Genomic DNA, 22,403 nt, shown 5'->3' with positions numbered 1-22,403 from the left:
ATGAGAGAATTTATGGATATCATCAAGTTTATTATTGATTTCATTCTGCATATTGATGTGCATCTGGCCGAACTGGTCGCACAATACGGCATGTGGGTCTACGCTATTCTGTTCCTGATCCTGTTTTGCGAAACCGGTCTGGTGGTGACGCCGTTCCTGCCGGGGGATTCTTTACTGTTCGTCGCCGGCGCGCTGGCGGCGTTGCCGACCAACGATCTGAACGTGCACACCATGGTGGCGTTGATGGTGGTGGCGGCGATCCTCGGCGATGCGGTGAACTATACGATCGGGCGGCTGTTCGGCGAGAAGCTGTTCAGCAATCCGAATTCGAAAATCTTCCGCCGCAGCTATCTGGACAAGACGCATCAGTTCTATGAGAAGCACGGCGGGAAAACGATTATTCTGGCGCGATTCGTGCCGATCGTGCGCACTTTTGCGCCGTTCGTCGCCGGTATGGGGCATATGTCCTATCGCCACTTCGCCGCCTACAACGTGATTGGCGCACTGGTTTGGGTGCTGCTCTTCACTTATGCTGGCTACCTGTTCGGCGATCTGCCGGTGGTGCAGGAGAACCTGAAACTGCTGATCGTCGGGATCATCATCGTTTCGATTCTGCCGGGCGTGATTGAAATTTGGCGCCACAAGCGCGCGGCCGCCCGCCAGCAAAAACAGTAAAAACATCGCTCAACCTGTCGGTTCGACCAGTTTTTTGTCCACAGCGTCGGGCCGATATGGTTTAATGAGCGACATTATGGTCTGTTCCTGCGAACAACCCTGAAGCCGATGCCTCAGTCGCCGCGCTTGCCGCGCCGCGAACGGGCATTTTTTCATTGGGGTGTTTTCGGGGGGATTGTTAAAGCATGAACAGCGGACTGGCGTGTGCCAGGTTCAAACAGAAAGGTCATCGATGAGCTGGATTGAACGAATTCTTAACAAGAGCAATATCACACAAACCCGTAAGGCGAGCATTCCTGAAGGGGTCTGGACCAAATGCGACAGCTGCGGCCAGGTTCTCTACCGCGCCGAGCTGGAGCGTAATCTGGAAGTGTGTCCGAAGTGCGACCACCACATGCGTATGGGCGCACGCGCGCGTTTGCATACCCTGCTGGACGAAGGCAGCGAAGTGGAGCTGGGCAGCGATCTGGAGCCGAAAGACGTTCTGAAATTCAAGGATTCCAAACGCTATAAAGATCGCCTGGTCGCCGCACAGAAAGCGACCGGCGAGAAAGACGCGCTGGTGGTGATGAAGGGCACGTTGTACGGCATGCCGATCGTCGCGGCGTCCTTCGAGTTCGCCTTTATCGGCGGTTCGATGTCTTCCGTGGTCGGCGCACGTTTCGTGCGCGCGGTTGAGCAGGCGCTGGAGGACAACTGTCCGCTGGTGTGCTTCTCCGCCAGCGGCGGCGCGCGTATGCAGGAAGCGCTGATGTCGCTGATGCAGATGGCGAAAACCAGCGCGGCGTTGGCCAAAATGCAGGAGCGCGGCTTGCCGTACATCTCCGTGCTGACCGACCCGACCATGGGCGGCGTTTCCGCCAGTCTGGCGATGCTGGGCGATATCAACATCGCCGAGCCGAAAGCGCTGATCGGCTTCGCCGGCCCGCGCGTGATCGAGCAGACCGTGCGCGAGAAACTGCCGCCGGGTTTCCAGCGCAGCGAATTCCTGATCGAAAAAGGCGCGATCGACATGATCGTTCGCCGTCCGGAAATGCGCCAAACGTTGGCGAGCATTCTGTCGAAGCTGACTAACCAGCCGCAGCCGCATTTCGATGAGGCCGCGCCGGTGATTGAACCGGAGCAGCAGGCCGACGCCTGAGGCAAAGACAGATCCCGCCCGGGTTCAGCCGCCACTTTGTGGCTAAGTGACGGCTGAAGCCCGTTTCCTGCCGGCCGCGGTTCATTACGCCGCGGCAGGCCGGTTGGCGGCGGTAACGAAGCGCATCGCCTTTACCGCGGTGAGGGTGGTGCCCTGATGGATTAATGAACCCAAGTTCAGTGACGGGACTCATGCAAAACCACCAAATTCCCCAAGCCACGTCGCCATTGAGCTCGTGGCTTTACTATCTGGAGCGTCTGCACAGCCAGGCGATCGAACTCGGCCTTGAGCGCGTACAGCGCGTCGCGGCGCATCTGGATTTACTGACTCCCGCTCCTACGGTGTTCACCGTTGCCGGCACCAACGGCAAAGGCACCACCTGTCGCACTCTCGAAGCTATTTTGCTGGCCGCCGGCCTGCGCGTCGGCGTCTACAGTTCGCCACATCTGGTGCGCTATACCGAGCGCGTGCGCATTCAAGGGGAAGAGCTGAGCGAAGCGGAGCACAGCCGCTCGTTCGCTGCCATTGAAGCCGGCCGCGGCGAAACGTCGCTGACCTATTTCGAATTCGGCACCCTGTCGGCGTTGCAGCTGTTCAAACAGGCGCGGCTCGACGTGGTGATCCTGGAAGTGGGCCTGGGCGGGCGTCTCGACGCCACCAACATCGTCGATCCGAGCGTGGCGGTGATCACCAGCATCGCGCTCGATCACACCGATTGGCTGGGCGACGATCGTGAAAGCATCGGCCGTGAAAAGGCCGGTATTTTCCGCAGCGGCAAGCCGGCGGTAGTGGGCGAACCCGACATGCCGGACAGCATTCGCCAGGTCGCCGAAACGCTGGGCGCGCCGCTGTATCGCCGCGGTGAAGCCTGGCGCTTCAGCGAGCAGGGCGATCGCTGGCAGTGGCAGGGCGGCGATACGCTGCTGACCGATCTGCCGACGCCGAACGTGCCGCTGGCCAATGCCGCTACCGCACTGGCGGCGCTGAACTGCTCCCCGCTGGAAATCGACGAACGGGCGATCTTCACCGGGCTGCAGCAGGCGACGCTGCCGGGGCGCTTCCAGATCGTGCGGCGGGAGCCGACGCTGATCCTCGATGTGGCGCACAATCCGCACGCCGCCGGTTATCTGGCCGGGCGCCTGGCCAGCCTGCCGCGCGAAGGCGGCAAGGTGCGCGCGGTGGTGGGCATGCTGTCGGACAAGGACATCGCCGGCACGTTGGCCTGCCTGAGCGAGCAGGTGGATGAATGGTACTGCGCGCCGCTCGACGGGCCGCGCGGTGCCAGCGTCGAACAGCTGGCGCAACATCTGACGGAACCGCGCCGTTTTGCCGATGTCGAAACTGCCTGGCGGCAGGCTATGCAGGATGCTGATAAACAGGATATTGTGATCGTCTGTGGATCGTTCCACACCGTTGCGCAGGTGATGGCGGCGTTAGACGAGATGCGGGGAGTGTGAGTGGCGAGTAAATTTCAGAACCGACTGGTCGGAACCGTGATTCTGGTGGCGCTGGGGGTAATCATCCTGCCAGGGTTGCTGGACGGCAAGAAGAAGCATTACGAGGACGAATTCGCGGCCATTCCTTTGGTGCCGAAGCCGGGCGACGTCGAAGAGAACGACGTGCTGCCGCCGGTGACGCAGCCGTTGCCGGCGCAGCCGCCGGAAGGGGCGGGCGCGTTGGTCGAGCAGCAGGCGGCCAACGAAGCGGCGGCGCAACAGGCGGCGCGGCAGAATGCTCAGCAACCGACGCTGGTGGCGCCACCGCCGGTCGAGACGCGTCCTCAGCCGGCGCCGCAGCCTAAGCCGAAACCGGTAGAAACCAAACCGGTGGAAGTGAAACCGAAACCGGCGCCGCAGCCGAAGCCGGTGGAAGTGAAGCCGGTACCGAAACCGGAGCCTAAGCCGGAGCCGAAACCTGAACCGACGCCGCAGCCGAAACCGGCGGAAGAAAAAGCGCCGGCCGGGCAAGCCTATGTCGTGCAGCTCGGCGCGTTGAAAAACGCCGCCAAGGCGAACGAGATTGTCGCCTCGCTGCGCCTTTCGGGCTATCGCGCCTTTACCGTGCCGTCGACGCCGGTGCAGGGGCAGATCACCCGTATCTACGTCGGGCCAGATGCCTCTAAGCAGAAGCTGCAGGCGGCGCTGCCGTCGCTGAATTCGATCAGCGGGCTGAGCGGGCAGGTGAAGCCGTACGGCCGTTAAACCTCGCAGGGGCGCAGCACGATGCGCCCCTGAATTAAGGAGTGGTGGAGAGAAAGCGAGAAAAACCGCGCCTTTTGCAGGCGAAATCACCTATGTAGGCGCGGCGATTAGGAATTTTTTGATCGCCGCTTTTTATTTGTAACGTGGTAGGAAATCCCCTACGCAAACGTTTTCTTTTTCTGTTAGAATTCGCCGCGAATTGGATGCAGGGGCGATTCATTATTGGAATAGTTCATGGTCTGGATTGATTACGTCATTATAGCGGTGATTGGATTTTCGGCTCTGGTGAGCCTGATCCGAGGGTTTGTTCGCGAAGCATTGTCACTTGTGACATGGGGATGTGCGTTTTTTGTTGCCAGCCATTTCTACTCTTACCTTGCGGTCTATTTCACTCGTTTTGAAGATGAACTGGTGCGAAACGGCATCGCGATCGCGATTTTGTTCATCGCGACCTTGATCGTAGGGGCTATTGTTAACTATGTGATTAGCTCACTGGTAGAGAAAACCGGGTTGTCGGGCACCGACCGCGTGTTGGGCATCTGCTTCGGCGCGCTGCGCGGAGTGTTGATCGTCGCGGCGATCCTGTTCTTCCTGGATACCTTTACCGGCTTCTCACAAAGTGCCGACTGGAAACAGTCGCAGCTCATTCCCCAGTTCAGTTACGTCATCAGGTGGTTCTTTGACTACCTGCAGAGCACGTCGAGTTTCTTGCCGACCCAATTGCCGGGGCGGTAGCGCTGATGAGGAAAAGACAACATGTGCGGTATTGTCGGTATCGCCGGTTTCATGCCGGTAAACCAGTCGATTTATGATGCTCTGACGGTGCTCCAGCACCGTGGCCAGGATGCCGCAGGCATCGTCACCATTGACGCCCACAACGGGTTCCGTTTGCGTAAAGCCAACGGCCTGGTGAAGGATGTGTTTGAGGCGCGCCATATGCAACGCTTGCAGGGCAACATGGGCATTGGCCATGTGCGTTACCCGACGGCCGGCAGCTCGAGCGCCTCTGAGGCCCAGCCTTTCTACGTCAACTCGCCGTTCGGCATTACGCTGGCCCATAACGGTAATCTGACCAACGCCCATGAGCTGCGCCAAAAGCTGTTCGAAAGCGGCCGTCGCCATGTCAATACCACCTCCGACTCGGAAATCCTGCTGAACGTGCTGGCCAGCGAGCTGGATCGCTTCCCGCACTATCCGCTGGAGGCCGACAACATCTTTACCGCAGTCGCCGCGATGCATCAGCAACTGCGCGGCGCTTACGCCTGTGTGGCGATGATCATCGGCCACGGCCTGCTGGCGTTCCGCGATCCGAACGGCATTCGCCCGCTGGTGATCGGCAAGCGTACGCTGGAGGATGGCCGCAGCGAGTACATGGTGGCTTCCGAGAGCGTGGCGTTGGATACCCTGGGCTTTGAGTTCCTGCGCGATGTGGCGCCGGGCGAAGCGGTGTACATCACCACCAAAGGCCAGCTGTTCACTCGCCAGTGCGCAGAGAACCCGAAAACCAACCCGTGCCTGTTCGAATACGTCTATTTCGCGCGCCCGGATTCCTTTATGGACAAGATCTCGGTCTACAGCGCCCGCGTGCGCATGGGCCAGAAGCTGGGTGAGAAGATCGCCCGCGAATGGGAAGATCTGGATATCGACGTGGTGATCCCGATCCCGGAAACCTCCTGCGATATCGCACTGGAGATCGCGCGCATTCTCGAGAAGCCATACCGCCAGGGCTTTGTGAAGAACCGCTATGTTGGCCGCACCTTCATCATGCCGGGCCAACAGGCGCGTCGTCAGTCGGTGCGCCGCAAGCTGAACGCCAACCGCGCCGAATTCCGCGACAAGAACGTGCTGCTGGTGGATGACTCCATCGTGCGCGGCACCACCTCGGAGCAGATCGTCGAAATGGCGCGCGAAGCGGGCGCCAAGCGCGTCTATCTGGCTTCCGCCGCGCCGGAAGTGCGTTTCCCTAACGTCTACGGCATCGACATGCCGAGCGCCAACGAACTGATCGCCCACGGGCGTGAAGTGGATGAAATCCGCCAGATCATCGGCGCCGACGGGCTGATCTTCCAGGACCTGGACGATCTGATCGAAGCGGTGCGCGAAGAGAACCCGGATATCACCCAGTTCGAATGCTCGGTGTTCAACGGCATCTATGTGACCAAAGACGTCGACCAAAGCTATCTGGAATACCTGGAGTCGCTGCGCAGCGACGACGCCAAGGCGCTGCGGGTGCAAACCGAAGCGGAAAATCTGGAACTGCACAACGAAGGCTAATCGCCCGCGTTGATCCCCCAAGGTGCAGCGCCGCGTTTGCGGCGCTGCACCTTGCTCCTGTGACTTGCTTATCCCTCGCCATTGCGGCAAAGTCTGCCTGATCTTACTTTTTACGGCAGAGGCCATTTTCCATGAAACGACTCATCATCGGCATTTCCGGCGCCAGCGGCGCGATCTACGGCGTGCGCCTGTTACAGGTTTTGCGCGACGTCGCAGAGGTGGAAACCCATCTGGTGATGAGCAACGCGGCAAGGCAGACGCTGGCGCTGGAAACGCCGTACAGCCTGCGTGAAGTGCAGGCGTTGGCCGATGTGGTGCATGATGCGCGCGATATCGCCGCCGGTATCTCCTCCGGCTCCTTCAAAACCCTCGGCATGGCCATCCTGCCTTGCTCGATCAAAACGCTGTCCGGCATCGTCAACAGCTACAGCGACGGGCTGCTGACCCGCGCCGCCGACGTGGTGCTCAAAGAGCGCCGCCGTTTGGTCTTGTGTGTGCGCGAAACGCCGCTGCATCTGGGGCACCTGCGGTTGATGACCCAGGCGGCGGAGATGGGCGCGGTGATCATGCCGCCGGTGCCGGCGTTTTACCACCAGCCGAAAAGCGTGGAAGACATCATCGATCAGACCGTCAATCGGGTGATCGACCAGTTTGATATCGAACTGCCGACCGACCTGTTCACCCGCTGGCAGGGTGCTAATTAACAGTTTTATCCCTAAATTGGTACATTTGTGCAACACCGCACTGAATTGGGGCGGCGCATGCACCATAATGATCCTACTTCATCACGCTCACTGTTTCATGGCGCCGTCTTGTCGCGGCTGCCAGTGACGCGGCCCTGACCGGCCGATTTAATTTTGCGGTTATCGTCCCAGGAAACAGTATTGTGAAGGCCGGAGCCGTTCCCTCCTGCCGTAGCACCTAATGTGGCACGATTACTGCAAATTGATTTGGTGGGGAAAGTAATGCCCGTAGTGGCATCAAAAAAATCAATTTGAGGGTAATTTATGAAAAAGCGGGTTTTGATTCTGCCGTTAGTTCTGGCTTTGAGCGCCGCCAGCAGCGCCTTTGCCGCCATTCCTTCAACGCTGAAGATTGGCACCGATCCGACTTACGCACCGTTTGAATCCAAAAACGCCAAAGGCGAATTGGTCGGCTTTGACATCGATTTGGCCAAAGAGCTGTGCAAACGCATCAATACCCAATGTACCTTCGTGGAGAGCGACTTTGACGCGCTGATCCCATCCCTCAAGGCGAAGAAGATCGATGCCATCATCTCTTCGCTGTCCATCACTGAAAAACGCCAGCAGGAAATCGCCTTTACCGACAAGCTGTATGCCGCCAACGCGCGTCTGATCGCGCCGAAAGGGTCCAAACTGTTGCCGACCGCTGAAGCGCTGAAAGGCAAGAGCGTGGGCGTGCTGCAGGGCACCACCCAGGAAGCCTACGCCAACGCCATGTGGCAGCCGAAGGGCGTCACCGTGGTGCCTTACCAGAACCAGGATCTGGCCTATGCCGACCTGGCCTCCGGCCGCATCGACGCCGCCTTCCAGGATGAAGTGGCAGGCAGCGACGGCTTCCTGAAACAGCCGCCGGGCAAAGACTATGCGTTTGCCGGTGAATCGGTGAAAGATGACAAGTTCTTCGGCGTCGGCACCGGCATGGGGCTGCGCAAGACCGATACCGAACTGAAAGCGGCGCTGGACAAAGCCTTCGCCGAGATGCGTAAAGACGGCACCTACGACAAATACGCGAAAAAGTACTTCGACTTTGACGTCTACGGCGGGTAATCCGCTTCCCGTTCCATGCTGTGACTGCGGGGCCGGTGCGCCGGCCCCGATGGTTCGGATCCTAGACCACAGGGTGAAGTAGATGCTGCAAGGCTATTCCCAACTGATTTTAGAGGGGGCTCTGGTGACGCTGGAGCTGGCCCTCAGTTCCGTAGTGCTGGCGGTGGTGATCGGTCTGATCGGCGCTGGCGGCAAATTGTCTCATAACCCCTTGATCTCCGGTCTGTTCGGCGCTTATACCACGCTGATCCGCGGCGTGCCCGATCTGGTGCTGATGCTGCTGATCTTTTACGGTCTGCAAATCGCGCTGAACAATATCACCACGCTGCTGGGCTTCGCGCAGATCGATATCGATCCGCTCGGTGCCGGCATCATAACTCTCGGCTTTATCTACGGCGCTTATTTTACCGAGACCTTCCGTGGCGCCTATCTGGCGGTGCCGAAAGGGCAGATCGAAGCGGCGACGGCCTACGGCTTCAGCGGCGCGCAGATCTTTCGGCGCATTCTGTTCCCGGCGATGATGCGTTTCGCCTTACCGGGCATCGGCAACAACTGGCAGGTGATCCTGAAGGCGACGGCGTTGGTGTCGATCCTTGGCCTGAACGACGTGGTGAAAGCCACGCAGCTGGCGGGGAAAGGCACCTATCAGCCGTTCTTCTTCGCCATCGTGGCCGGCGTGGTGTACCTGGTTTTCACTACCGTTTCCAACGGCGTGCTGCTGTGGCTTGAACGGCGTTACTCACTGGGCGTCAAGAGGGCCGAACTATGATCGATATCCTGCAACAGTACTGGCAGTCGCTGCTGTGGAGCGATGGCTACCGCTTTACCGGCGTGGCGGTCACGCTGTGGTTGCTGATCGCTTCGGTGGTGATGGGCGGGCTGCTGGCGATCCCGATGGCGGTGGCGCGCGTGTCTCCCATTCGCTGGGTGCGTTTTCCGGTGTGGCTCTATACCTACGTGTTTCGCGGCACGCCGCTGTACGTGCAGCTGCTGGTGTTCTACTCCGGTATGTACAGCCTTGAGATCGTGCGCGGCAGCGAGTTTCTCAATGCGTTTTTCCGCAGCGGGCTCAATTGCACCATTCTGGCGCTGACGCTCAATACCTGCGCCTATACCACCGAGATCTTCGCCGGGGCGATCCGCTCGGTGCCGCACGGTGAAATTGAGGCCGCCAACGCCTACGGTTTCTCGCGCTTCAAAATGTATCGCTGCATCATCTTGCCTTCGGCGCTACGCACCGCGTTGCCGGCCTACAGCAACGAAGTGATCCTGATGCTGCACTCCACCGCGCTGGCGTTTACCGCCACCGTGCCGGATCTGCTGAAGATCGCGCGCGATATCAACGCCGCGACCTATCAGCCGTTTTACGCTTTCGGCATTGCGGCGGTGCTGTACCTGATCATCTCCTACGTGTTAATCAGCCTGTTCCGCAAAGCTGAAAAACGCTGGATGGCACACGTTAGTCACTGATAAATGACGGGAAGAAAAACCATGTCTGAGAATAAATTAGCCGTCACGGAACTGCACAAACGCTATGGCGATCACGAAGTGCTGAAGGGCGTTTCGCTGGCGGCCAACGCCGGGGATGTGATCAGCATCATCGGCTCCTCCGGCTCCGGCAAAAGCACCTTTCTGCGCTGCATTAACTTCCTTGAAAAGCCGAGCGAAGGCTCGATCAGCCTGAACAACCAGGACATTCGCATGGTGCGCGACAAGGACGGCCAGCTGAAGGTGTTCGACAAGAAGCAGCTGCAGCTACTGCGCACCCGCCTGACCATGGTGTTCCAGCACTTTAACCTGTGGAGTCACATGACGGTGCTTGAGAACGTGATGGAGGCGCCGGTGCAGGTGCTGGGGCTGAGCAAGGCCGAAGCGCACGATCGTGCGGTGCGCTACCTGGACAAAGTGGGCATCGATGAGCGGGCGCGCGGCAAATACCCGGTACACCTGTCGGGCGGTCAGCAGCAGCGCGTCTCTATCGCCCGCGCCTTGGCGATGGAGCCGGAAGTGCTGCTGTTTGACGAGCCGACCTCGGCGCTGGATCCCGAACTGGTGGGCGAGGTGCTGCGCATCATGCAGAAGCTGGCGGAGGAGGGGAAAACCATGGTGGTGGTGACGCACGAAATGGAGTTTGCGCGCCACGTCTCCAACCACGTGATCTTTCTGCACAAAGGGTTGATTGAAGAGCAGGGGCCGCCGGCCGAGCTGTTCGGCAACCCCAAAAGCCCGCGCCTGCAGCAGTTCCTGTCCGGCGCGTTGAAGTAACCTCAGATCAGCGGGCTTCGGCCCGCTGATTGATCACGTCATCCAATGCCTGTTCCAGCTCCAGATAGCGGAAGTGAAAACCGGCCTCTTCCAGGCGCTTCGGCACCGCCCGTTGGCCGCCGAGCACCAGCACCGCCGCTTCCCCCATCAACAGCCGCATGACGAACGCCGGCACCCGCAGAAACGCCGGGCGATCGAGCACGTTGGCCAATTGGGCGGCGAACTGTTCATTATGCACCGGGTAGGGCGCGACCATGTTGAACGGGCCGGTCAGGGTCGCGTGATCCAGCAGATAAATAATGCCGTTGACCATGTCTTCGAGATGGATCCACGGCAGGTATTGGCGGCCGTCGCCGATCGGGCCGCCCAGTCCGAAGCGGAACGGCGGCAGCATTTTGGCCAGCGCACCGCCCTGCGGCGCCAGCACCACGCCGGTGCGCAGCAGGCAGACGCGAGTGGCGTCGCTTTGCGCCTGCAGCGCCAGCGCTTCCCAGCGTTGGCACAATCGGTGGGTGAATTCGTCGTGCGGCGGTTCCTCTTCGGTCACCACCGCCTGCCCCTGATCGCCGTAGTAGCCGACGGCGGAACCGGAAATCAGTACGCCGGGCGGCGTGCTGCTTGCCTTGATAAGCTGCGCCAGGCGTTCGGTCAGATCCCAGCGGCTATGGCACAGCCGCTCCTTTTGCTGCGCGCTCCAGCGCTTGTCGGCAATCGGTTCGCCGGCCAGGTTGATCACCGCGTCGAAGCCATCCAGCGACTGCACGTCGTCCAGCGTTTGCCAATAGCTCGGCTGGTCGCCGAGCCGGGCCCGGGCCCGCTGTTCGTCTCGCGTCAGCACCGTAATGTGGTGAGAAAGCGCCAGCAGCCTGGCCGTCAGGCTGCTGCCTATCAATCCCGTTGCGCCGGTGATCAGGATCCGCATGGTCGACCTCCCTGAGTTAGTCCCGGCGGTAGCTCATGGTCATGGAAACCGAATCGGCATAGCGCAGGGCCAGAAGTTTATCTATCTCCACTTCAGCATAGGTCACCCAGGCGTGATCTTTTACGATATCGAGCACATCCTGCGTTAATTTTTCCAGCAGCGCGAAACGGTTATCTTCCACATGGCGGATGATCGCTTTGGTGATGGTGCGGTAGTTGAGCGCATCGGCGATGTCTTCGCTGTTGCGCGCTTTGTCCGCCGGGTAGTGGATCACCACGTTGATCAGCACGTCCTGTCGGTTGTTGATTTCTTCTTCCTTGATACCGATGAACGTGCGCAGCCGCAGGTTTTTGATGCGAATAACGGCGTCGGGTTGACTGAAAGACATCAGAGATTCTCCATAGGTCTGATTATTGGCGTTCAGAATACACGGAAAGTAGGGAAATGATAACGCAGGGACGATGCGACTCCCCGTTCGGCGGGGAGTCGGAAGAGCCGCTTAGGCCTGTTCGGCCAGCTTGTAGGCGCGTTCGGTCGCCGGACGGTTGCTGATGCGCTCGAACCAGTTGCGTACCGCCGGGTAATCCGCCAGATCGATGCGTTGGCGCGGATGCGACACCACCCATGGATAGGTGGCGATATCGGCAATGCTGTAGTTGTCGCCGCCCAGATACGGGTGTTTTTGCAGTTCGGCTTCCAGCACGCCATACAGCCGTTTGGTTTCCAGCTGGTAACGCTCGATGGCGTAAGGCACCGGCTGCGGCGCGTAGTGATTGAAATGGTGATTCTGCCCGAGCATCGGCCCGAATCCGGCCACTTGCCAGAACAGCCACTGCAGAGTGGCGGCGCGTTCGCGCAGGCCTTTGCTCAGCAGCTTGCCGGTTTTCTCCGCCAGATACAGCAGAATTTCCCCGGACTCGAACAGGCTGATTGGCGCGCCGCCGTCCACCGGTTGCTGATCGACGATCGCCGGGATTTTGTTGTTGGGAGAAATGCTCAGAAAGTCCGGTTTGAACTGCTCGCCGGCGCTGATGTTTACGCGATGGATACGGTAGGGTAAGCCGACCTCTTCCAAAAACAAGGTGATCTTGTGACCATTGGGAGTAGGCGCGTAATACAGGTCAATCATGTTGCCTCCTGCGGTAAGGTGATCTGTAATTCATTACACGTTGCTGCGGTCTTCGCCGCGCACAAAGGTATATCAGAGATCCAACAATAGCAGCTAAGGATAGCAGGCTATGTGGGATTCGTCCGATGCTATCTGCGCGGTTGGATCACAATTCTCCACCGGGGCGGGCGGCGGTTTGCCGCACGGTGCCGGCGCGGTAAAATGACGCTTATTTCCCTCTATAGGACAAGGTTATGAAGCTGATGTTCGCCTCGGATATCCACGGTTCGCTGCCTGCTGCCGAACGCGTGCTGGAATTGTTCGAACAAAACCGCGCCGACTGGCTGATTCTTCTGGGTGATTTGCTGAATCACGGCCCGCGCAACGCGCTGCCGGCCGGGTATCAGCCCGCTCAGGTTGCCGAACGATTGAACCGCTATAGCGACAAGATCATCGCCGTTCGCGGCAATTGCGACAGCGAGGTCGATCAGATGCTGCTGACGTTCCCCATCGAAGCGCCCTGGCAACAGGTTTTACTGCAAAAAAGACGATTGTTTTTGACCCACGGTCACCTTTATCATCCCTCGGCACTGCCGCCGTTATCCCGCGGAGACGTCCTGGCCTACGGCCATACGCATCTGCCGCAGGCGGAGCGGCAGGGGGAGATCTACTGCTTCAATCCAGGCTCGGTCAGCATCCCGAAAGGGGGCTTTCCCGCCAGCTACGGCATGTTGGATAGTGGCACTTTGAGCGTGCTGACGCTCGACGACGGCAAGGTCGTCGCGGAGGTGGCGTTAACACGCTAAACGCACTAATTTATACACACACAATAAAAATCTTTGAAAAACACTCATTGATTAACCAGCGCGCGGGATGCATCGCGCCAAAATAGAAGGTTTTAGAGGATGGCGGAACAGGGTCAGGCTGCAGATACCGAATGGGTTGATATCGTCGACGAACAAAACGAGGTGATTGCTCAATCCAGTCGTCAACAGATGCGGGCGGAGCGGCTGCGCCATCGTGCTACCTATATTGTGGTGCATGATGGGATGGGAAAAATTCTGGTGCAGCGTCGCACCGAGATCAAGGACTTCTACCCGGGCTGGCTGGACGCGACGGCGGGCGGCGTAGTGCAAAGCGGTGAAAACGTGCTGGATTCGGCGCGCCGCGAGGCGGAAGAGGAGCTGGGCATCGCCGGCGTGCCTTTCGCCGAGCACGGTCTGTTCTACTTTGAAGAAGAGCAGTGCCGGGTGTGGGGTGCGCTGTTCAGCTGCGTGTCGCACGGCCCGTTCGCGCTGCAGGAAGAAGAAGTGGCCGAAGTGTGCTGGTTGACGCCGGAAGAGATCACCGCGCGCTGCGACGAGTTTACCCCGGATTCGCTGAAGGCGCTGTCGCTGTGGCTGACGCGCAACAACGAGCAGGATTACGGCAAGCCGATCGATAACCACTGAGACGCCAACGCATGAAAGAGCCGGTCATCGACCGGCTTTTTTTATGGCGCGGATTCAGCAGCTGTCGCGGCGGCACAGCGTGGCGGGCAGGGAGCCTTCCGGCAGCCAGGGTTGCTGGTTCAGCCGCGCCAGCAGCGCCTGGCCGGCCTGAATGCCGATGTCGCGATGCGGAATGGTCATGGTGGTCAGCGGCGGCTGACACACCCGGCTGAACTCGCTGTTGCCGAACCCCACCACCGCCAGATTGTCCGGCACCTTGATGCGCCGCCGATGGCATTCATACAGCGCGCCGCCCGCCAGTTCGTCCGACGCGCACACCAGCGCGTCCAGCTCCGGCCAGGCCAGCAAAAATTCCGGCAGCTGCTGTGCGCCGGTGCTGAAGCTGGCGGGCTGTGCGGCGTTGATCACCCGATGCGGCGACATATGGTTGCGCAGCAGCGCCTTGTGCCAGCCCTGCAGGTGCTGCTGGAAAATCCACTGCTCCTGGTTGGCACACAACAGCCCGATATTCTGATAGCCGCTGGCGATCACCGTTTGCGTCAGCTGATACATGGCCGCCACGTAATCGATGCCGATGCTCATGTCGATCGGATCGGCGCGCACGGCGCCGATCTCCACCACCGGGATGTTGGCAGCGATCAACGCGTTGCGGGCGTTCTGCGAATGCTCGACGCTGAGCAGCACCGCCGCCGCCAGGTTGTAAGAGAGCAGGGTCTCCAGTAGCTTCTCTTCGCGTTCGAGGTGATGCTGCGACTCCGCCAGCATGATGTGATAGCCGGCCGGCTGCAGCACTTTCTGCAGGCCGGCGAACATCTCGGCGCAGCCGGACTCGGACAGGCTGGGCACCACCATGGCGATGGTGTAGGACGAGGCCGACGCCAGCGAACTGGCGGCCAGATTGGGCAGATAGCCCAGTTCGCTCACCGCCGCATCGATCTTCTCGCGCAGTTTGTCCGAAACCTGCTCCGGTGTGCGCAGCGCGCGCGAAACCGTCATGGTGCCGACGCCCGCCAGCTGCGCCACGTCAGCCAACGTCACCCTGCCTGTGCTGCGTCGTTTTTTACCGATCGACATGCGTAATCCCGACTGAAATGCGCGCGCGGCGCATAAAAATGGTAGGGGTGGGAAGCCGACGAGGTGGCTTCGACGATCCCCGTATGCGGCACATTCTACCCCGTTAGCTGAAAGAGCGAGAAAAAATTGTGGTTAACGCCATGCCGCGGCGCGGTGTTTTGATAGCGCTATCACAGATCTGCATGATAGCGCTTTGGTAGCGCTATCTTTGTGATGCCAGTCACTGTGCAGCCGAGAGGGGTTGATTAAAGTTTTACCGTCGTCGGTGAATTAATCACCGGCCGAAACCATCAACGCTTGGGAGGGTAATGTGCTGAAAGAGTGGCTGACCGCCGATCATATACAGCTGTGCGAACGGGTGGAGGACTGGCGCCAGGCGGTAACGCTGAGCGCACAGCCGCTGCTGCAAGGCGGCGTGATTACGCCGAATTACCTGACGGCGATCTTTCATCAGCAGGAGAAGCTCGGCCCTTACTTCGTACTAGCGCCGGGCATTGCCATGCCGCACGCCCGGCCGGAGGAAGGCGCCAACGCGCTGGGGTTATCGCTATTGAAGATCCATCAGGGGGTGAATTTCCACTCCGCGGATAACGATCCGGTTCAGGTGGTGGTGATGCTTTCTGCGCCCGACGGCGACAGCCACATCGAATTGATTTCGCAGCTGGCGGAATTATTTTCAGACAATCAGGCGATGGAGGCGTTATTTCACGCCAAAGATAAACGGCAAATTGAGGATATTATCGCCCGCTATTAACGCTTAATCACCAGGAACACTATTAATGCTAACAACGCCGGGAATATGACCGGCGGCGCTACCCTACACGCTAAATTCAACAGGTGGATATCATGAAAATCATGGCGATTTGCGGTTCCGGTCTCGGCAGCAGTTTTATGGTGGAAATGAACATTAAAAAGGTGCTGAAAAAGATGGGCGTGGAGGCCGAGGTCGAACACTCCGATCTGTCGTCGGCCACTCCCGGCGCGGCCGACGTGTTCGTGATGGCGAAAGACATCGCCGACAGCGCCAGCGTGCCGGCCGATCAGCTGGTGGTGATCAGTAACATCATCGACATCAATGAGCTGGAAGCCAAGCTGCGCGCTTACTTCGAAGCCCACTCAATCCTCTGAATAAAACGATTGGCGAGGTGGATATGTTTATCCAGGAAACGCTCAAGTTTGTGGTGGATATATTAAAGGTGCCTTCGGTGCTGGTCGGGCTTATTGCGCTGATCGGTTTGCTGGCGCAAAAGAAATCCTTTTCCGATGTGGTGAAAGGCACGGTAAAAACCATTCTCGGCTTTATCGTTTTGGGCGGCGGCGCCACGGTATTGGTCGGATCGCTCAATCCGCTGGGCGGCATGTTCGAGCACGCGTTTAATATTCAGGGCATCATTCCGAACAACGAAGCGATCGTCTCTATCGCGCTGGAGAAATACGGTGCCTCCACCGCGTTGATCATGGCGTTCGGCATGGTGGCGAACATCGTGGTGGCGCGCTTCACCCGGCTGAAATACATCTTCCTCACCGGCCACCACACGTTCTACATGGCCTGCATGATCGGCATCATCCTGACGGTGGCGGGCTTTGAGGGCGTGCAGCTGGTGTTCACCGGCGCGCTGACCCTGGGGCTGGTGATGGCGTTCTTCCCGGCGATCGCCCAGCGCTATATGCGGCGTATCACCGGCAACGACGACATCGCCTTTGGCCACTTCGGCACCCTGGGCTACGTGCTGTCCGGCTGGATCGGTTCGAAGGTGGGGAAACACTCGCGCTCGACCGAAGAGATGAACCTGCCGAAAAACCTCAGCTTCCTGCGCGACAGCTCCATTTCGATCTCGATGACCATGATCGTCATCTACCTGATCCTGGCGATCTGCGCCGGGCGGGCCTATGTGGAAAGCGAACTCAGCGGCGGCCAGAACTACCTGGTGTATTCGATAATCCAGGCCATTACCTTCGCCGCCGGGGTGTTCATCATCCTGCAGGGCGTGCGCTTGATTCTGGCGGAAATCGTGCCGGCGTTCACCGGCTTCTCGGAAAAGCTGGTGCCTAACGCGCGGCCGGCGCTGGATTGCCCGGTGGTGTATCCCTATGCCCCCAACGCGGTGCTGATCGGCTTCCTGTTCAGTTTCCTCGGCGGGTTGGCCGGGCTGTTTCTGTTGGGACAGCTGAAGATGGTGCTGATCCTGCCTGGCGTGGTGCCGCACTTCTTCACCGGCGCCACCGCCGGGGTGTTCGGCAATGCCACCGGCGGGCGGCGCGGCGCGATGCTGGGTGCTTTCGCCAACGGCCTGCTGATCACTTTCCTGCCGGTGCTGCTGTTGCCGGTGCTGGGGGCGCTGGGCTTTGCCAACACCACCTTCTCCGACGCCGACTTCGGCGTAGTCGGCATCCTGCTGGGCAATATGGCGCGCTTTATGTCGAAAGAGATGATCATGCTGGCGATCGTCGCCGTGTTCGCGCTGCTGGTGGCGCATAACTTCCTGGGAAAACGCAAAGGCGCACCGGCCGCTGACCGCGTCGAGAAATAACGAGGGCAGACTGATGAATGACACAACGAGCGAAATGGAAATGAGAGAGCTGCGCGCCCTGGCGCGTGCGATCCGTCTGGAAACCTTGAAAGCGCTGACCGGGCTGGGCTTCGGCCACTACGGCGGCTGCATGTCGGTGGTGGAGACGCTGGCGGTGCTGTACGGCGGCGTGATGCGCATCGATCCGGCGGATCCGGACTGGCCGGAGCGCGATGACTTCGTGCTGTCGAAAGGGCACGCCGGCCCGGCGCTGTACAGCACGCTGGCGATCAAGGGCTACTTCCCGCTGGCGGAGCTGAAGACCCTCAACCAGAACGGCACGCGTCTGCCGAGCCACCCGGACCGGCTGCGTACGCGCGGCGTGGACGCGACCACAGGTTCGCTGGGGCAGGGCGTGTCGATTGCCGCCGGCATGGCGTTGTCCCACCGGCTGGCGGGGCGGCGCAACCGGGTGTTCAGCATCCTCGGCGACGGGGAGTTGAACGAAGGGCAGTGCTGGGAGGCGTTCCAGTTTATCGCCCACCACAATCTGAACAACCTGACGCTGTTTATCGATTACAACAAGCAGCAGCTGGACGGCGCGCTGGACGAGGTGATCCAACCGTTCGATCTGGCCGCCAAGTTCCGCGCCTTTGGTTTTGAGGTGCAGACCATCAAGGGCGACGACATCGCAGCGCTGCTGGCGGCGGTGGCGCCGGCGCGCGGCGGCGAACAGCGGCCGCTGGCGATCGTGCTCGACAGCATCAAGGGACAGGGCGTGAGCTATCTGGAAAACCTGTCCAACTCACACCATCTGCGCCTGACGCCGGACGTGCAGCTGGAGATCGAAAAAGCCATCGCCGAACTGGAGGCCGCCCATGTTTAACGTAGTGACGCAGTTGGAAAACGACGCCGTCGAAATGCGCAAAGTCTACGCCGGCGCGGTGCGGCGGCAGATTGAAGCGGGCGAGCCGATCATCGCGCTGGAGGCGGACCTGATGAGTTCGATGGCGATGGACGGCGTGCACAAGGATCACCCGCAGCACGTGATTAACTGCGGCATCATGGAGGCCAATGTGATCGGCGTCGCCGCCGGGCTGTCGCTCACCGGCCGGGTGCCGTTCGTGCATACCTTTACCGCCTTCGCCAGCCGCCGCTGCTTCGATCAGCTGTTCATGTCGCTGGATTACCAGCGCAACAACGTCAAGGTGATCGCCTCCGACGCCGGGGTGAGCGCCTGCCACAACGGCGGCACCCATATGTCGTTCGAAGACATGGGCATCGTGCGCGGGCTGGCGCATTCGGTGGTGCTGGAAGTGACTGACGCCACCATGTTCGCCGACATTCTGCGTCAGCTGATGGACTTGCGCGGTTTCTACTGGGTGCGCACCATCCGCAAGCAGGCAACGCGCATCTATCAGGAGGGCTCGCGCTTTACCATCGGCAAGGGCAATCTGTTGCGCGATGGCGACGACGTCACGCTGATCGCCAACGGCATCATGGTGGCCGAAGCGCTGAAGGCGGCGCAGATGCTGGCGCAGCAGGGCGTCAGCGCGGCGGTAATCGATATGTTCACCCTCAAGCCTATCGACCGTGAACTGATCAAAACCTACGCGGCCAAGACCGGACGCATCGTCACCTGTGAAAACCACAGCATTCATAACGGGCTGGGGTCGGCGGTGGCGGAGGTGCTGGCGGAGGAGTGCCCGACGCCGATGCGGCGCGTGGGGGTGAAGGAGCGTTACGGCCAAGTGGGCACCCAGGCGTTTTTACAGCAGGAGTATGGCTTGACCGCGGAGCATATTCTGGAGGCCGCCAAGCAGCTGCTGGCGCAGCATTAGAAAAGGCCAGGACGCCGGTCAATGACCGGCGTTGCCTGATGGATAAGGCCATGAAACGTCGCCGAGGCAACGCGTGCCTTAACGCGGAGAATAGGTGTGTCGATTGTTATATTCGGTATTGGGCGTGACAACGCCGAAAAACGCGTTGTGGACCCACATTTTGCAGTTATTGCAACACGGCGCGATCCTCCCATCCCCGTTGAAAGCAACGCAGTAGTAATGACGCGGGTGCAGATTGCGAGCATAAAGCTCAAGCCATACATGGGCTTCGGCGCATGCGGTAAAAGGCCGCGCTTCAACTTCCTTTTTACCGCTCCACGGCAGAATCAGCCGCTGGCTTTTTTTCTCTTTCGCCTGCAGTTCTGCAATATATCGGTCAAATAGGGAGGCGTCATGCGTGATGCCTGCGCTGTGGCCCACGAAGCGGGTTAATCCCGATACCTCTCTTTTTCCCCTCGTCAGAGAGAAAGCCAGCGCCAGCATTCTGTTCGTTGTGGGGCCGAGCCGGTCGATCTTCCAGAGGTAGGAATCGTAATTAATGGCATTGTTAATGAGCGTTTTGGCTATTTTCTCAACGGACTGACCAGTGTGTGCCATAGGGTAAACCTTCAGGTTTTTTTATGAGTGTGCATAGTGTCTAGCACAAAACCCAGTCATCAGAATAAGGCGGGCCTTTAATTAAGAGTATTCTTATCTTGCGGCGGAACAGGAGTGTCTCGCTGGCGATATTGCGGCTATTTGTTTGTTTCTACGGAAATTGGTGCGCATTCAGCGTGGGGAAGGCAGCGAGCTTCGCCCGCTTGAGAGAGACATGACCTTCTCTTGAGAATAAAAAAAGCACCGCTCAATATGCTTGAGCGGTGCTTTATTGTTTACGCCAATACTCATTATCCACCACCCCGTCCGGGACGGGGCGTTAATGGGCTATCAGGCCTTGGCGGCGGCAGCGTCAGCCTGGGAAGACTGGATCGCCGTCAGTGCGACGGTGTAGACGATATCGTCTACCAGCGCGCCGCGCGACAGGTCGTTCACCGGCTTGCGCATGCCTTGCAGCATCGGCCCGATGGAGACCAGGTCAGCGGAACGCTGCACCGCTTTGTAAGTGGTGTTGCCGGTGTTCAGATCCGGGAAGATGAACACGGTCGCCTGGCCGGCTACCGGTGAGTTCGGCGCCTTGGACTTGGCAACGTCGGCCATGATGGCGGCGTCGTACTGCAGCGGGCCATCGATGATCAGGTCCGGGCGTTTTTCCTGCGCCAGACGGGTCGCTTCGCGCACTTTCTCTACGTCGCTGCCCGCACCGGAGTTGCCGGTGGAGTAGGAGATCATCGCTACGCGCGGCTCGATACCGAAGGCGGCGGCGGAATCTGCAGACTGGATGGCGATTTCAGACAGCTGCTCGGCGGTCGGATCCGGGTTGATCGCGCAGTCGCCGTAGACCAGAACCTGGTCAGGCAGCAGCATGAAGAACACGGAGGATACCAGCGAGCTGCCCGGCGCGGTTTTGATCAGCTGCAACGGCGGACGGATGGTGTTGGCGGTGGTGTGAACCGCACCGGAAACCAGACCGTCGACTTCGCCTTGTTCCAGCATCAGGGTGCCGAGTACCACGTTGTCTTCCAACTGCTCGCGCGCGACCACTTCGGTCATGCCCTTGCTCTTGCGCAGTTCAACCAGACGCGGCACGTAGTTTTCACGCACGGCGACCGGATCGACGATTTCGATGCCTTTGCCCAGCTCAACGCCTTGCGCTGCCGCTACGCGCTGGATCTCGTCCGGGTTGCCGAGCAGCACGCATTCCGCAATGCCGCGTTCGGCGCAGATGGCCGCCGCTTTCACGGTGCGCGGCTCGTCGCCTTCCGGCAGCACGATGCGCTTGCCGGCTTTACGCGCCAGCTCGGTCAGCTCGTAACGGAACGCCGGTGGAGACAGGCGGCGTGAACGCTCGGAGGTGGCGGTCAGCGAGTCGATCCACTCGGTGTTGATGTGGCTGGCCACGTAGTTCTGCACTTTTTCGATGCGCTGGTGGTCGTCCGCCGGCACTTCGAGGTTGAAGCTCTGCAGGCTCAGCGAGGTCTGCCAGGTATTAGTGTCGACCATGAACACCGGCAGGCCGGTCTGGAAGGCGCGTTCGCACAGCTTCTTGATTGGCTCGTCGATGGCGTAGCCGCCGGTCAGCAGGATGGCGCCGATTTCCACGCCGTTCATCGCCGCCAGGCAGGCGGAGACCAGCACGTCAGGGCGGTCTGCGGAGGTCACCAGCAGGGAGCCAGGGCGGAAGTGTTCCAGCATGTGCGGAATGCTGCGCGCACAGAAGGTCACGGACTTCACGCGGCGGGTCATGATGTCGCCTTCGTTGACCACGCGGGCCTTCAGGTGGCGAGCCATGTCGATGGCGCGGGTGGCGATCAGATCGAAGCTCCATGGCACGCAGCCCAGAACCGGCAGCGGGCTGTTGGCAAACAGCTGCGCAGGATCGACATGGGCGATGCTGGCTTTGGTGGAGTCGTCGAAGATTTCGGACAGGTCAGGACGGGTGCGGCCCTGATCGTCGACCGGTGCGTTCAGCTTGTTGATGATAACGCCGGTGATGTTCTTGTTCTTGCTGCCGCCGAAGCTGGTGCGCGCCAGTTCGATGCGCTCTTTCAGCTGCGCCGGGGAGTCGTTGCCCAGCGCCAGCACGAAGACGATCTCGGCGTTCAGGGTTTTGGCGATCTCGTAGTTCAGCGCGTTGGCGAACTGGTGCTTGCGGGTCGGCACCAGGCCTTCGATCAGCACCACTTCCGCGTCTTTGGTGTTCTCGTGGTAGCGAGCCACGATCTCTTCCATCAGCACGTCTTGCTGGTTGGAGCTCAGCAGGCCCTCAACGTAGTCCATGCGCAGCGGTTCGGCCGCCGTAATGGTAGAGTTGCTGCTGCGGATGATGGTGGTGGTCTGGTCGAGCGCATTGTCGCCGGAGCGCGGTTGAGCGATAGGCTTGAACACGCTCAGACGAACGCCTTTTTGCTCCATGGAGCGGATGACACCCAGGCTGACGCTGGTCAGGCCGACGCTGGTGCCGGTGGGGATCAACATAATAGTACGTGACACAGAATAGTCCTCTTCACGATTAACATGAGGCTAAAACAACACCGTCAGCCTGGGCTGACGG

General features: G+C 59.8%; 24 protein-coding genes. 18 read left to right on the top strand and 6 right to left on the bottom strand.

The window, feature by feature from the left end; translation table 11 throughout:
- Positions 1 to 12: 12 nt before the first annotated feature.
- The 11 genes from GKN89_RS06570 to hisP all read left to right on the top strand — a co-directional run bounded on the left by GKN89_RS06570 (position 13) and on the right by hisP (position 10,346).
- Entirely contained in the window at positions 13 to 675 is a 663-nt protein-coding gene (locus GKN89_RS06570) for a DedA family protein (protein WP_019453745.1), read from the top strand.
- Between the two features lie 232 nt (positions 676 to 907).
- On the top strand, positions 908 to 1,816 hold the full coding sequence (accD, locus tag GKN89_RS06565; protein WP_004936126.1) for an acetyl-CoA carboxylase, carboxyltransferase subunit beta: 909 nt from the start codon (positions 908 to 910) through the stop codon (positions 1,814 to 1,816).
- Between the two features lie 191 nt (positions 1,817 to 2,007).
- Positions 2,008 to 3,273 carry a bifunctional tetrahydrofolate synthase/dihydrofolate synthase gene (folC, locus tag GKN89_RS06560; protein ID WP_063919786.1) on the top strand — a complete coding sequence of 422 codons (1,266 nt, stop codon included), beginning with the start codon at positions 2,008 to 2,010 and terminating at the stop codon, positions 3,271 to 3,273.
- The gene (dedD, locus tag GKN89_RS06555) at positions 3,274 to 4,017 is read left to right on the top strand and encodes a cell division protein DedD (RefSeq protein WP_019453743.1); all 744 of its coding nucleotides are present in this window, start codon (positions 3,274 to 3,276) and stop codon (positions 4,015 to 4,017) included.
- 234 nt (positions 4,018 to 4,251) lie between these two features.
- Entirely contained in the window at positions 4,252 to 4,752 is a 501-nt protein-coding gene (gene cvpA, locus GKN89_RS06550) for a colicin V production protein (RefSeq protein ID WP_004936119.1), read from the top strand.
- 21 nt (positions 4,753 to 4,773) lie between these two features.
- The gene (gene purF, locus GKN89_RS06545) at positions 4,774 to 6,291 is read left to right on the top strand and encodes an amidophosphoribosyltransferase (RefSeq protein WP_019453742.1); all 1,518 of its coding nucleotides are present in this window, start codon (positions 4,774 to 4,776) and stop codon (positions 6,289 to 6,291) included.
- Positions 6,292 to 6,422: 131 nt separating this feature from the next.
- Positions 6,423 to 6,995, top strand: coding sequence for a UbiX family flavin prenyltransferase (locus GKN89_RS06540; protein WP_019453741.1), 573 nt, complete (start codon positions 6,423 to 6,425; stop codon positions 6,993 to 6,995).
- A 303-nt stretch (positions 6,996 to 7,298) separates the two neighbouring features.
- The gene (gene hisJ, locus GKN89_RS06535; RefSeq protein ID WP_019453740.1) at positions 7,299 to 8,081 is read left to right on the top strand and encodes a histidine ABC transporter substrate-binding protein HisJ; all 783 of its coding nucleotides are present in this window, start codon (positions 7,299 to 7,301) and stop codon (positions 8,079 to 8,081) included.
- Positions 8,082 to 8,163: 82 nt separating this feature from the next.
- Complete coding sequence (locus tag GKN89_RS06530) at positions 8,164 to 8,850, top strand: histidine ABC transporter permease HisQ (protein WP_154746570.1); 687 nt, start codon at positions 8,164 to 8,166, stop codon at positions 8,848 to 8,850.
- Positions 8,847 to 9,551 (top strand): ABC transporter permease, encoded by a 705-nt coding sequence (locus GKN89_RS06525; protein WP_019453738.1) that lies wholly within the window; start codon positions 8,847 to 8,849, stop codon positions 9,549 to 9,551. The genes GKN89_RS06530 and GKN89_RS06525 overlap by 4 nt, the downstream gene beginning before the upstream one ends.
- A gap of 21 nt (positions 9,552 to 9,572) precedes the next feature.
- A complete protein-coding gene (hisP, locus tag GKN89_RS06520; protein ID WP_019453737.1) occupies positions 9,573 to 10,346 on the top strand; it encodes a histidine ABC transporter ATP-binding protein HisP in 774 nt (257 codons plus the stop codon).
- Positions 10,347 to 10,353: 7 nt separating this feature from the next.
- On the opposite strand, the gene GKN89_RS06515 is transcribed toward hisP, so the two are convergent.
- The 3 genes from GKN89_RS06515 to yfcG form a co-directional block, all read right to left on the bottom strand.
- Entirely contained in the window at positions 10,354 to 11,268 is a 915-nt protein-coding gene (locus GKN89_RS06515) for a TIGR01777 family oxidoreductase (RefSeq protein ID WP_019453736.1), read from the bottom strand.
- Positions 11,269 to 11,284: 16 nt separating this feature from the next.
- Positions 11,285 to 11,656 carry a dihydroneopterin triphosphate 2'-epimerase gene (gene folX / locus GKN89_RS06510; RefSeq protein ID WP_019453735.1) on the bottom strand — a complete coding sequence of 124 codons (372 nt, stop codon included), beginning with the start codon at positions 11,654 to 11,656 and terminating at the stop codon, positions 11,285 to 11,287.
- A gap of 111 nt (positions 11,657 to 11,767) precedes the next feature.
- Positions 11,768 to 12,397, bottom strand: coding sequence for a GSH-dependent disulfide bond oxidoreductase (gene yfcG / locus GKN89_RS06505; RefSeq protein WP_063919785.1), 630 nt, complete (start codon positions 12,395 to 12,397; stop codon positions 11,768 to 11,770).
- A 233-nt stretch (positions 12,398 to 12,630) separates the two neighbouring features.
- On the opposite strand from yfcG, the gene yfcE reads away from it, so the two are divergent.
- Positions 12,631 to 13,182 (top strand): phosphodiesterase, encoded by a 552-nt coding sequence (gene yfcE, locus GKN89_RS06500; protein ID WP_154746569.1) that lies wholly within the window; start codon positions 12,631 to 12,633, stop codon positions 13,180 to 13,182.
- 99 nt (positions 13,183 to 13,281) lie between these two features.
- Positions 13,282 to 13,827 carry an NUDIX hydrolase YfcD gene (gene yfcD / locus GKN89_RS06495; protein WP_019453732.1) on the top strand — a complete coding sequence of 182 codons (546 nt, stop codon included), beginning with the start codon at positions 13,282 to 13,284 and terminating at the stop codon, positions 13,825 to 13,827.
- 54 nt (positions 13,828 to 13,881) lie between these two features.
- Here the strand turns inward: yfcD and GKN89_RS06490 are convergent, their stop codons facing one another.
- A complete protein-coding gene (locus GKN89_RS06490; protein WP_154746568.1) occupies positions 13,882 to 14,901 on the bottom strand; it encodes a LacI family DNA-binding transcriptional regulator in 1,020 nt (339 codons plus the stop codon).
- A 310-nt stretch (positions 14,902 to 15,211) separates the two neighbouring features.
- Here GKN89_RS06490 and GKN89_RS06485 point away from each other — a divergent pair, with 310 nt between their 5' ends.
- From GKN89_RS06485 to GKN89_RS06465, 5 genes are all read left to right on the top strand, one after another.
- Complete coding sequence (locus tag GKN89_RS06485) at positions 15,212 to 15,655, top strand: PTS sugar transporter subunit IIA (RefSeq protein ID WP_019453730.1); 444 nt, start codon at positions 15,212 to 15,214, stop codon at positions 15,653 to 15,655.
- A 92-nt stretch (positions 15,656 to 15,747) separates the two neighbouring features.
- Positions 15,748 to 16,029 (top strand): PTS sugar transporter subunit IIB, encoded by a 282-nt coding sequence (locus GKN89_RS06480; RefSeq protein WP_019453729.1) that lies wholly within the window; start codon positions 15,748 to 15,750, stop codon positions 16,027 to 16,029.
- Positions 16,030 to 16,052: 23 nt separating this feature from the next.
- Entirely contained in the window at positions 16,053 to 17,432 is a 1,380-nt protein-coding gene (locus GKN89_RS06475; protein WP_019453728.1) for a PTS ascorbate transporter subunit IIC, read from the top strand.
- A 13-nt stretch (positions 17,433 to 17,445) separates the two neighbouring features.
- Positions 17,446 to 18,297 carry a transketolase gene (locus GKN89_RS06470; protein ID WP_175565706.1) on the top strand — a complete coding sequence of 284 codons (852 nt, stop codon included), beginning with the start codon at positions 17,446 to 17,448 and terminating at the stop codon, positions 18,295 to 18,297.
- Complete coding sequence (locus GKN89_RS06465) at positions 18,290 to 19,252, top strand: transketolase family protein (protein WP_154746567.1); 963 nt, start codon at positions 18,290 to 18,292, stop codon at positions 19,250 to 19,252. Before GKN89_RS06470 ends, GKN89_RS06465 begins: the two co-directional genes overlap by 8 nt.
- 78 nt (positions 19,253 to 19,330) lie before the next feature.
- Here the strand turns inward: GKN89_RS06465 and GKN89_RS06460 are convergent, their stop codons facing one another.
- Both GKN89_RS06460 and pta read right to left on the bottom strand, forming a co-directional pair.
- The gene (locus GKN89_RS06460; RefSeq protein ID WP_019453725.1) at positions 19,331 to 19,849 is read right to left on the bottom strand and encodes a hypothetical protein; all 519 of its coding nucleotides are present in this window, start codon (positions 19,847 to 19,849) and stop codon (positions 19,331 to 19,333) included.
- 330 nt (positions 19,850 to 20,179) lie between these two features.
- Positions 20,180 to 22,342: a phosphate acetyltransferase gene (gene pta / locus GKN89_RS06455; RefSeq protein ID WP_025160167.1), complete on the bottom strand. Its 2,163-nt coding sequence runs from the start codon at positions 22,340 to 22,342 to the stop codon at positions 20,180 to 20,182.
- Positions 22,343 to 22,403: the final 61 nt, after the last annotated feature.

Origin of the sequence: Serratia sp. YC16, from assembly GCF_009707615.1 — a bacterium.
In the GTDB taxonomy this organism is placed as follows: Bacteria; Pseudomonadota; Gammaproteobacteria; order Enterobacterales; family Enterobacteriaceae; genus Serratia; species Serratia surfactantfaciens.
Note: the sequence above shows the minus strand (reverse complement) of the source record. Positions and strands in the feature narration are given on the sequence as shown.

Bases quoted from the DNA above. Each gene is read 5' to 3' on its own strand.
- GKN89_RS06570 (WP_019453745.1), top strand. From the start codon at position 13: ATGGATATCATCAAGTTTATTATTGATTTCATTCTGCATATTGATGTG.
- GKN89_RS06490 (WP_154746568.1), bottom strand. From the start codon at position 14,901: ATGTCGATCGGTAAAAAACGACGCAGCACAGGCAGGGTGACGTTGGCT.
- GKN89_RS06540 (WP_019453741.1), top strand. From the start codon at position 6,423: ATGAAACGACTCATCATCGGCATTTCCGGCGCCAGCGGCGCGATCTAC.
- GKN89_RS06515 (WP_019453736.1), bottom strand. From the start codon at position 11,268: ATGCGGATCCTGATCACCGGCGCAACGGGATTGATAGGCAGCAGCCTG.
- GKN89_RS06475 (WP_019453728.1), top strand. From the start codon at position 16,053: ATGTTTATCCAGGAAACGCTCAAGTTTGTGGTGGATATATTAAAGGTG.
- hisJ (WP_019453740.1), top strand. From the start codon at position 7,299: ATGAAAAAGCGGGTTTTGATTCTGCCGTTAGTTCTGGCTTTGAGCGCC.
- GKN89_RS06470 (WP_175565706.1), top strand. From the start codon at position 17,446: ATGAATGACACAACGAGCGAAATGGAAATGAGAGAGCTGCGCGCCCTG.
- GKN89_RS06480 (WP_019453729.1), top strand. From the start codon at position 15,748: ATGAAAATCATGGCGATTTGCGGTTCCGGTCTCGGCAGCAGTTTTATG.
- yfcE (WP_154746569.1), top strand. From the start codon at position 12,631: ATGAAGCTGATGTTCGCCTCGGATATCCACGGTTCGCTGCCTGCTGCC.
- yfcD (WP_019453732.1), top strand. From the start codon at position 13,282: ATGGCGGAACAGGGTCAGGCTGCAGATACCGAATGGGTTGATATCGTC.
- GKN89_RS06465 (WP_154746567.1), top strand. From the start codon at position 18,290: ATGTTTAACGTAGTGACGCAGTTGGAAAACGACGCCGTCGAAATGCGC.
- purF (WP_019453742.1), top strand. From the start codon at position 4,774: ATGTGCGGTATTGTCGGTATCGCCGGTTTCATGCCGGTAAACCAGTCG.
- GKN89_RS06460 (WP_019453725.1), bottom strand. From the start codon at position 19,849: ATGGCACACACTGGTCAGTCCGTTGAGAAAATAGCCAAAACGCTCATT.
- accD (WP_004936126.1), top strand. From the start codon at position 908: ATGAGCTGGATTGAACGAATTCTTAACAAGAGCAATATCACACAAACC.
- GKN89_RS06525 (WP_019453738.1), top strand. From the start codon at position 8,847: ATGATCGATATCCTGCAACAGTACTGGCAGTCGCTGCTGTGGAGCGAT.
- GKN89_RS06530 (WP_154746570.1), top strand. From the start codon at position 8,164: ATGCTGCAAGGCTATTCCCAACTGATTTTAGAGGGGGCTCTGGTGACG.
- cvpA (WP_004936119.1), top strand. From the start codon at position 4,252: ATGGTCTGGATTGATTACGTCATTATAGCGGTGATTGGATTTTCGGCT.
- yfcG (WP_063919785.1), bottom strand. From the start codon at position 12,397: ATGATTGACCTGTATTACGCGCCTACTCCCAATGGTCACAAGATCACC.
- folX (WP_019453735.1), bottom strand. From the start codon at position 11,656: ATGTCTTTCAGTCAACCCGACGCCGTTATTCGCATCAAAAACCTGCGG.
- hisP (WP_019453737.1), top strand. From the start codon at position 9,573: ATGTCTGAGAATAAATTAGCCGTCACGGAACTGCACAAACGCTATGGC.
- folC (WP_063919786.1), top strand. From the start codon at position 2,008: ATGCAAAACCACCAAATTCCCCAAGCCACGTCGCCATTGAGCTCGTGG.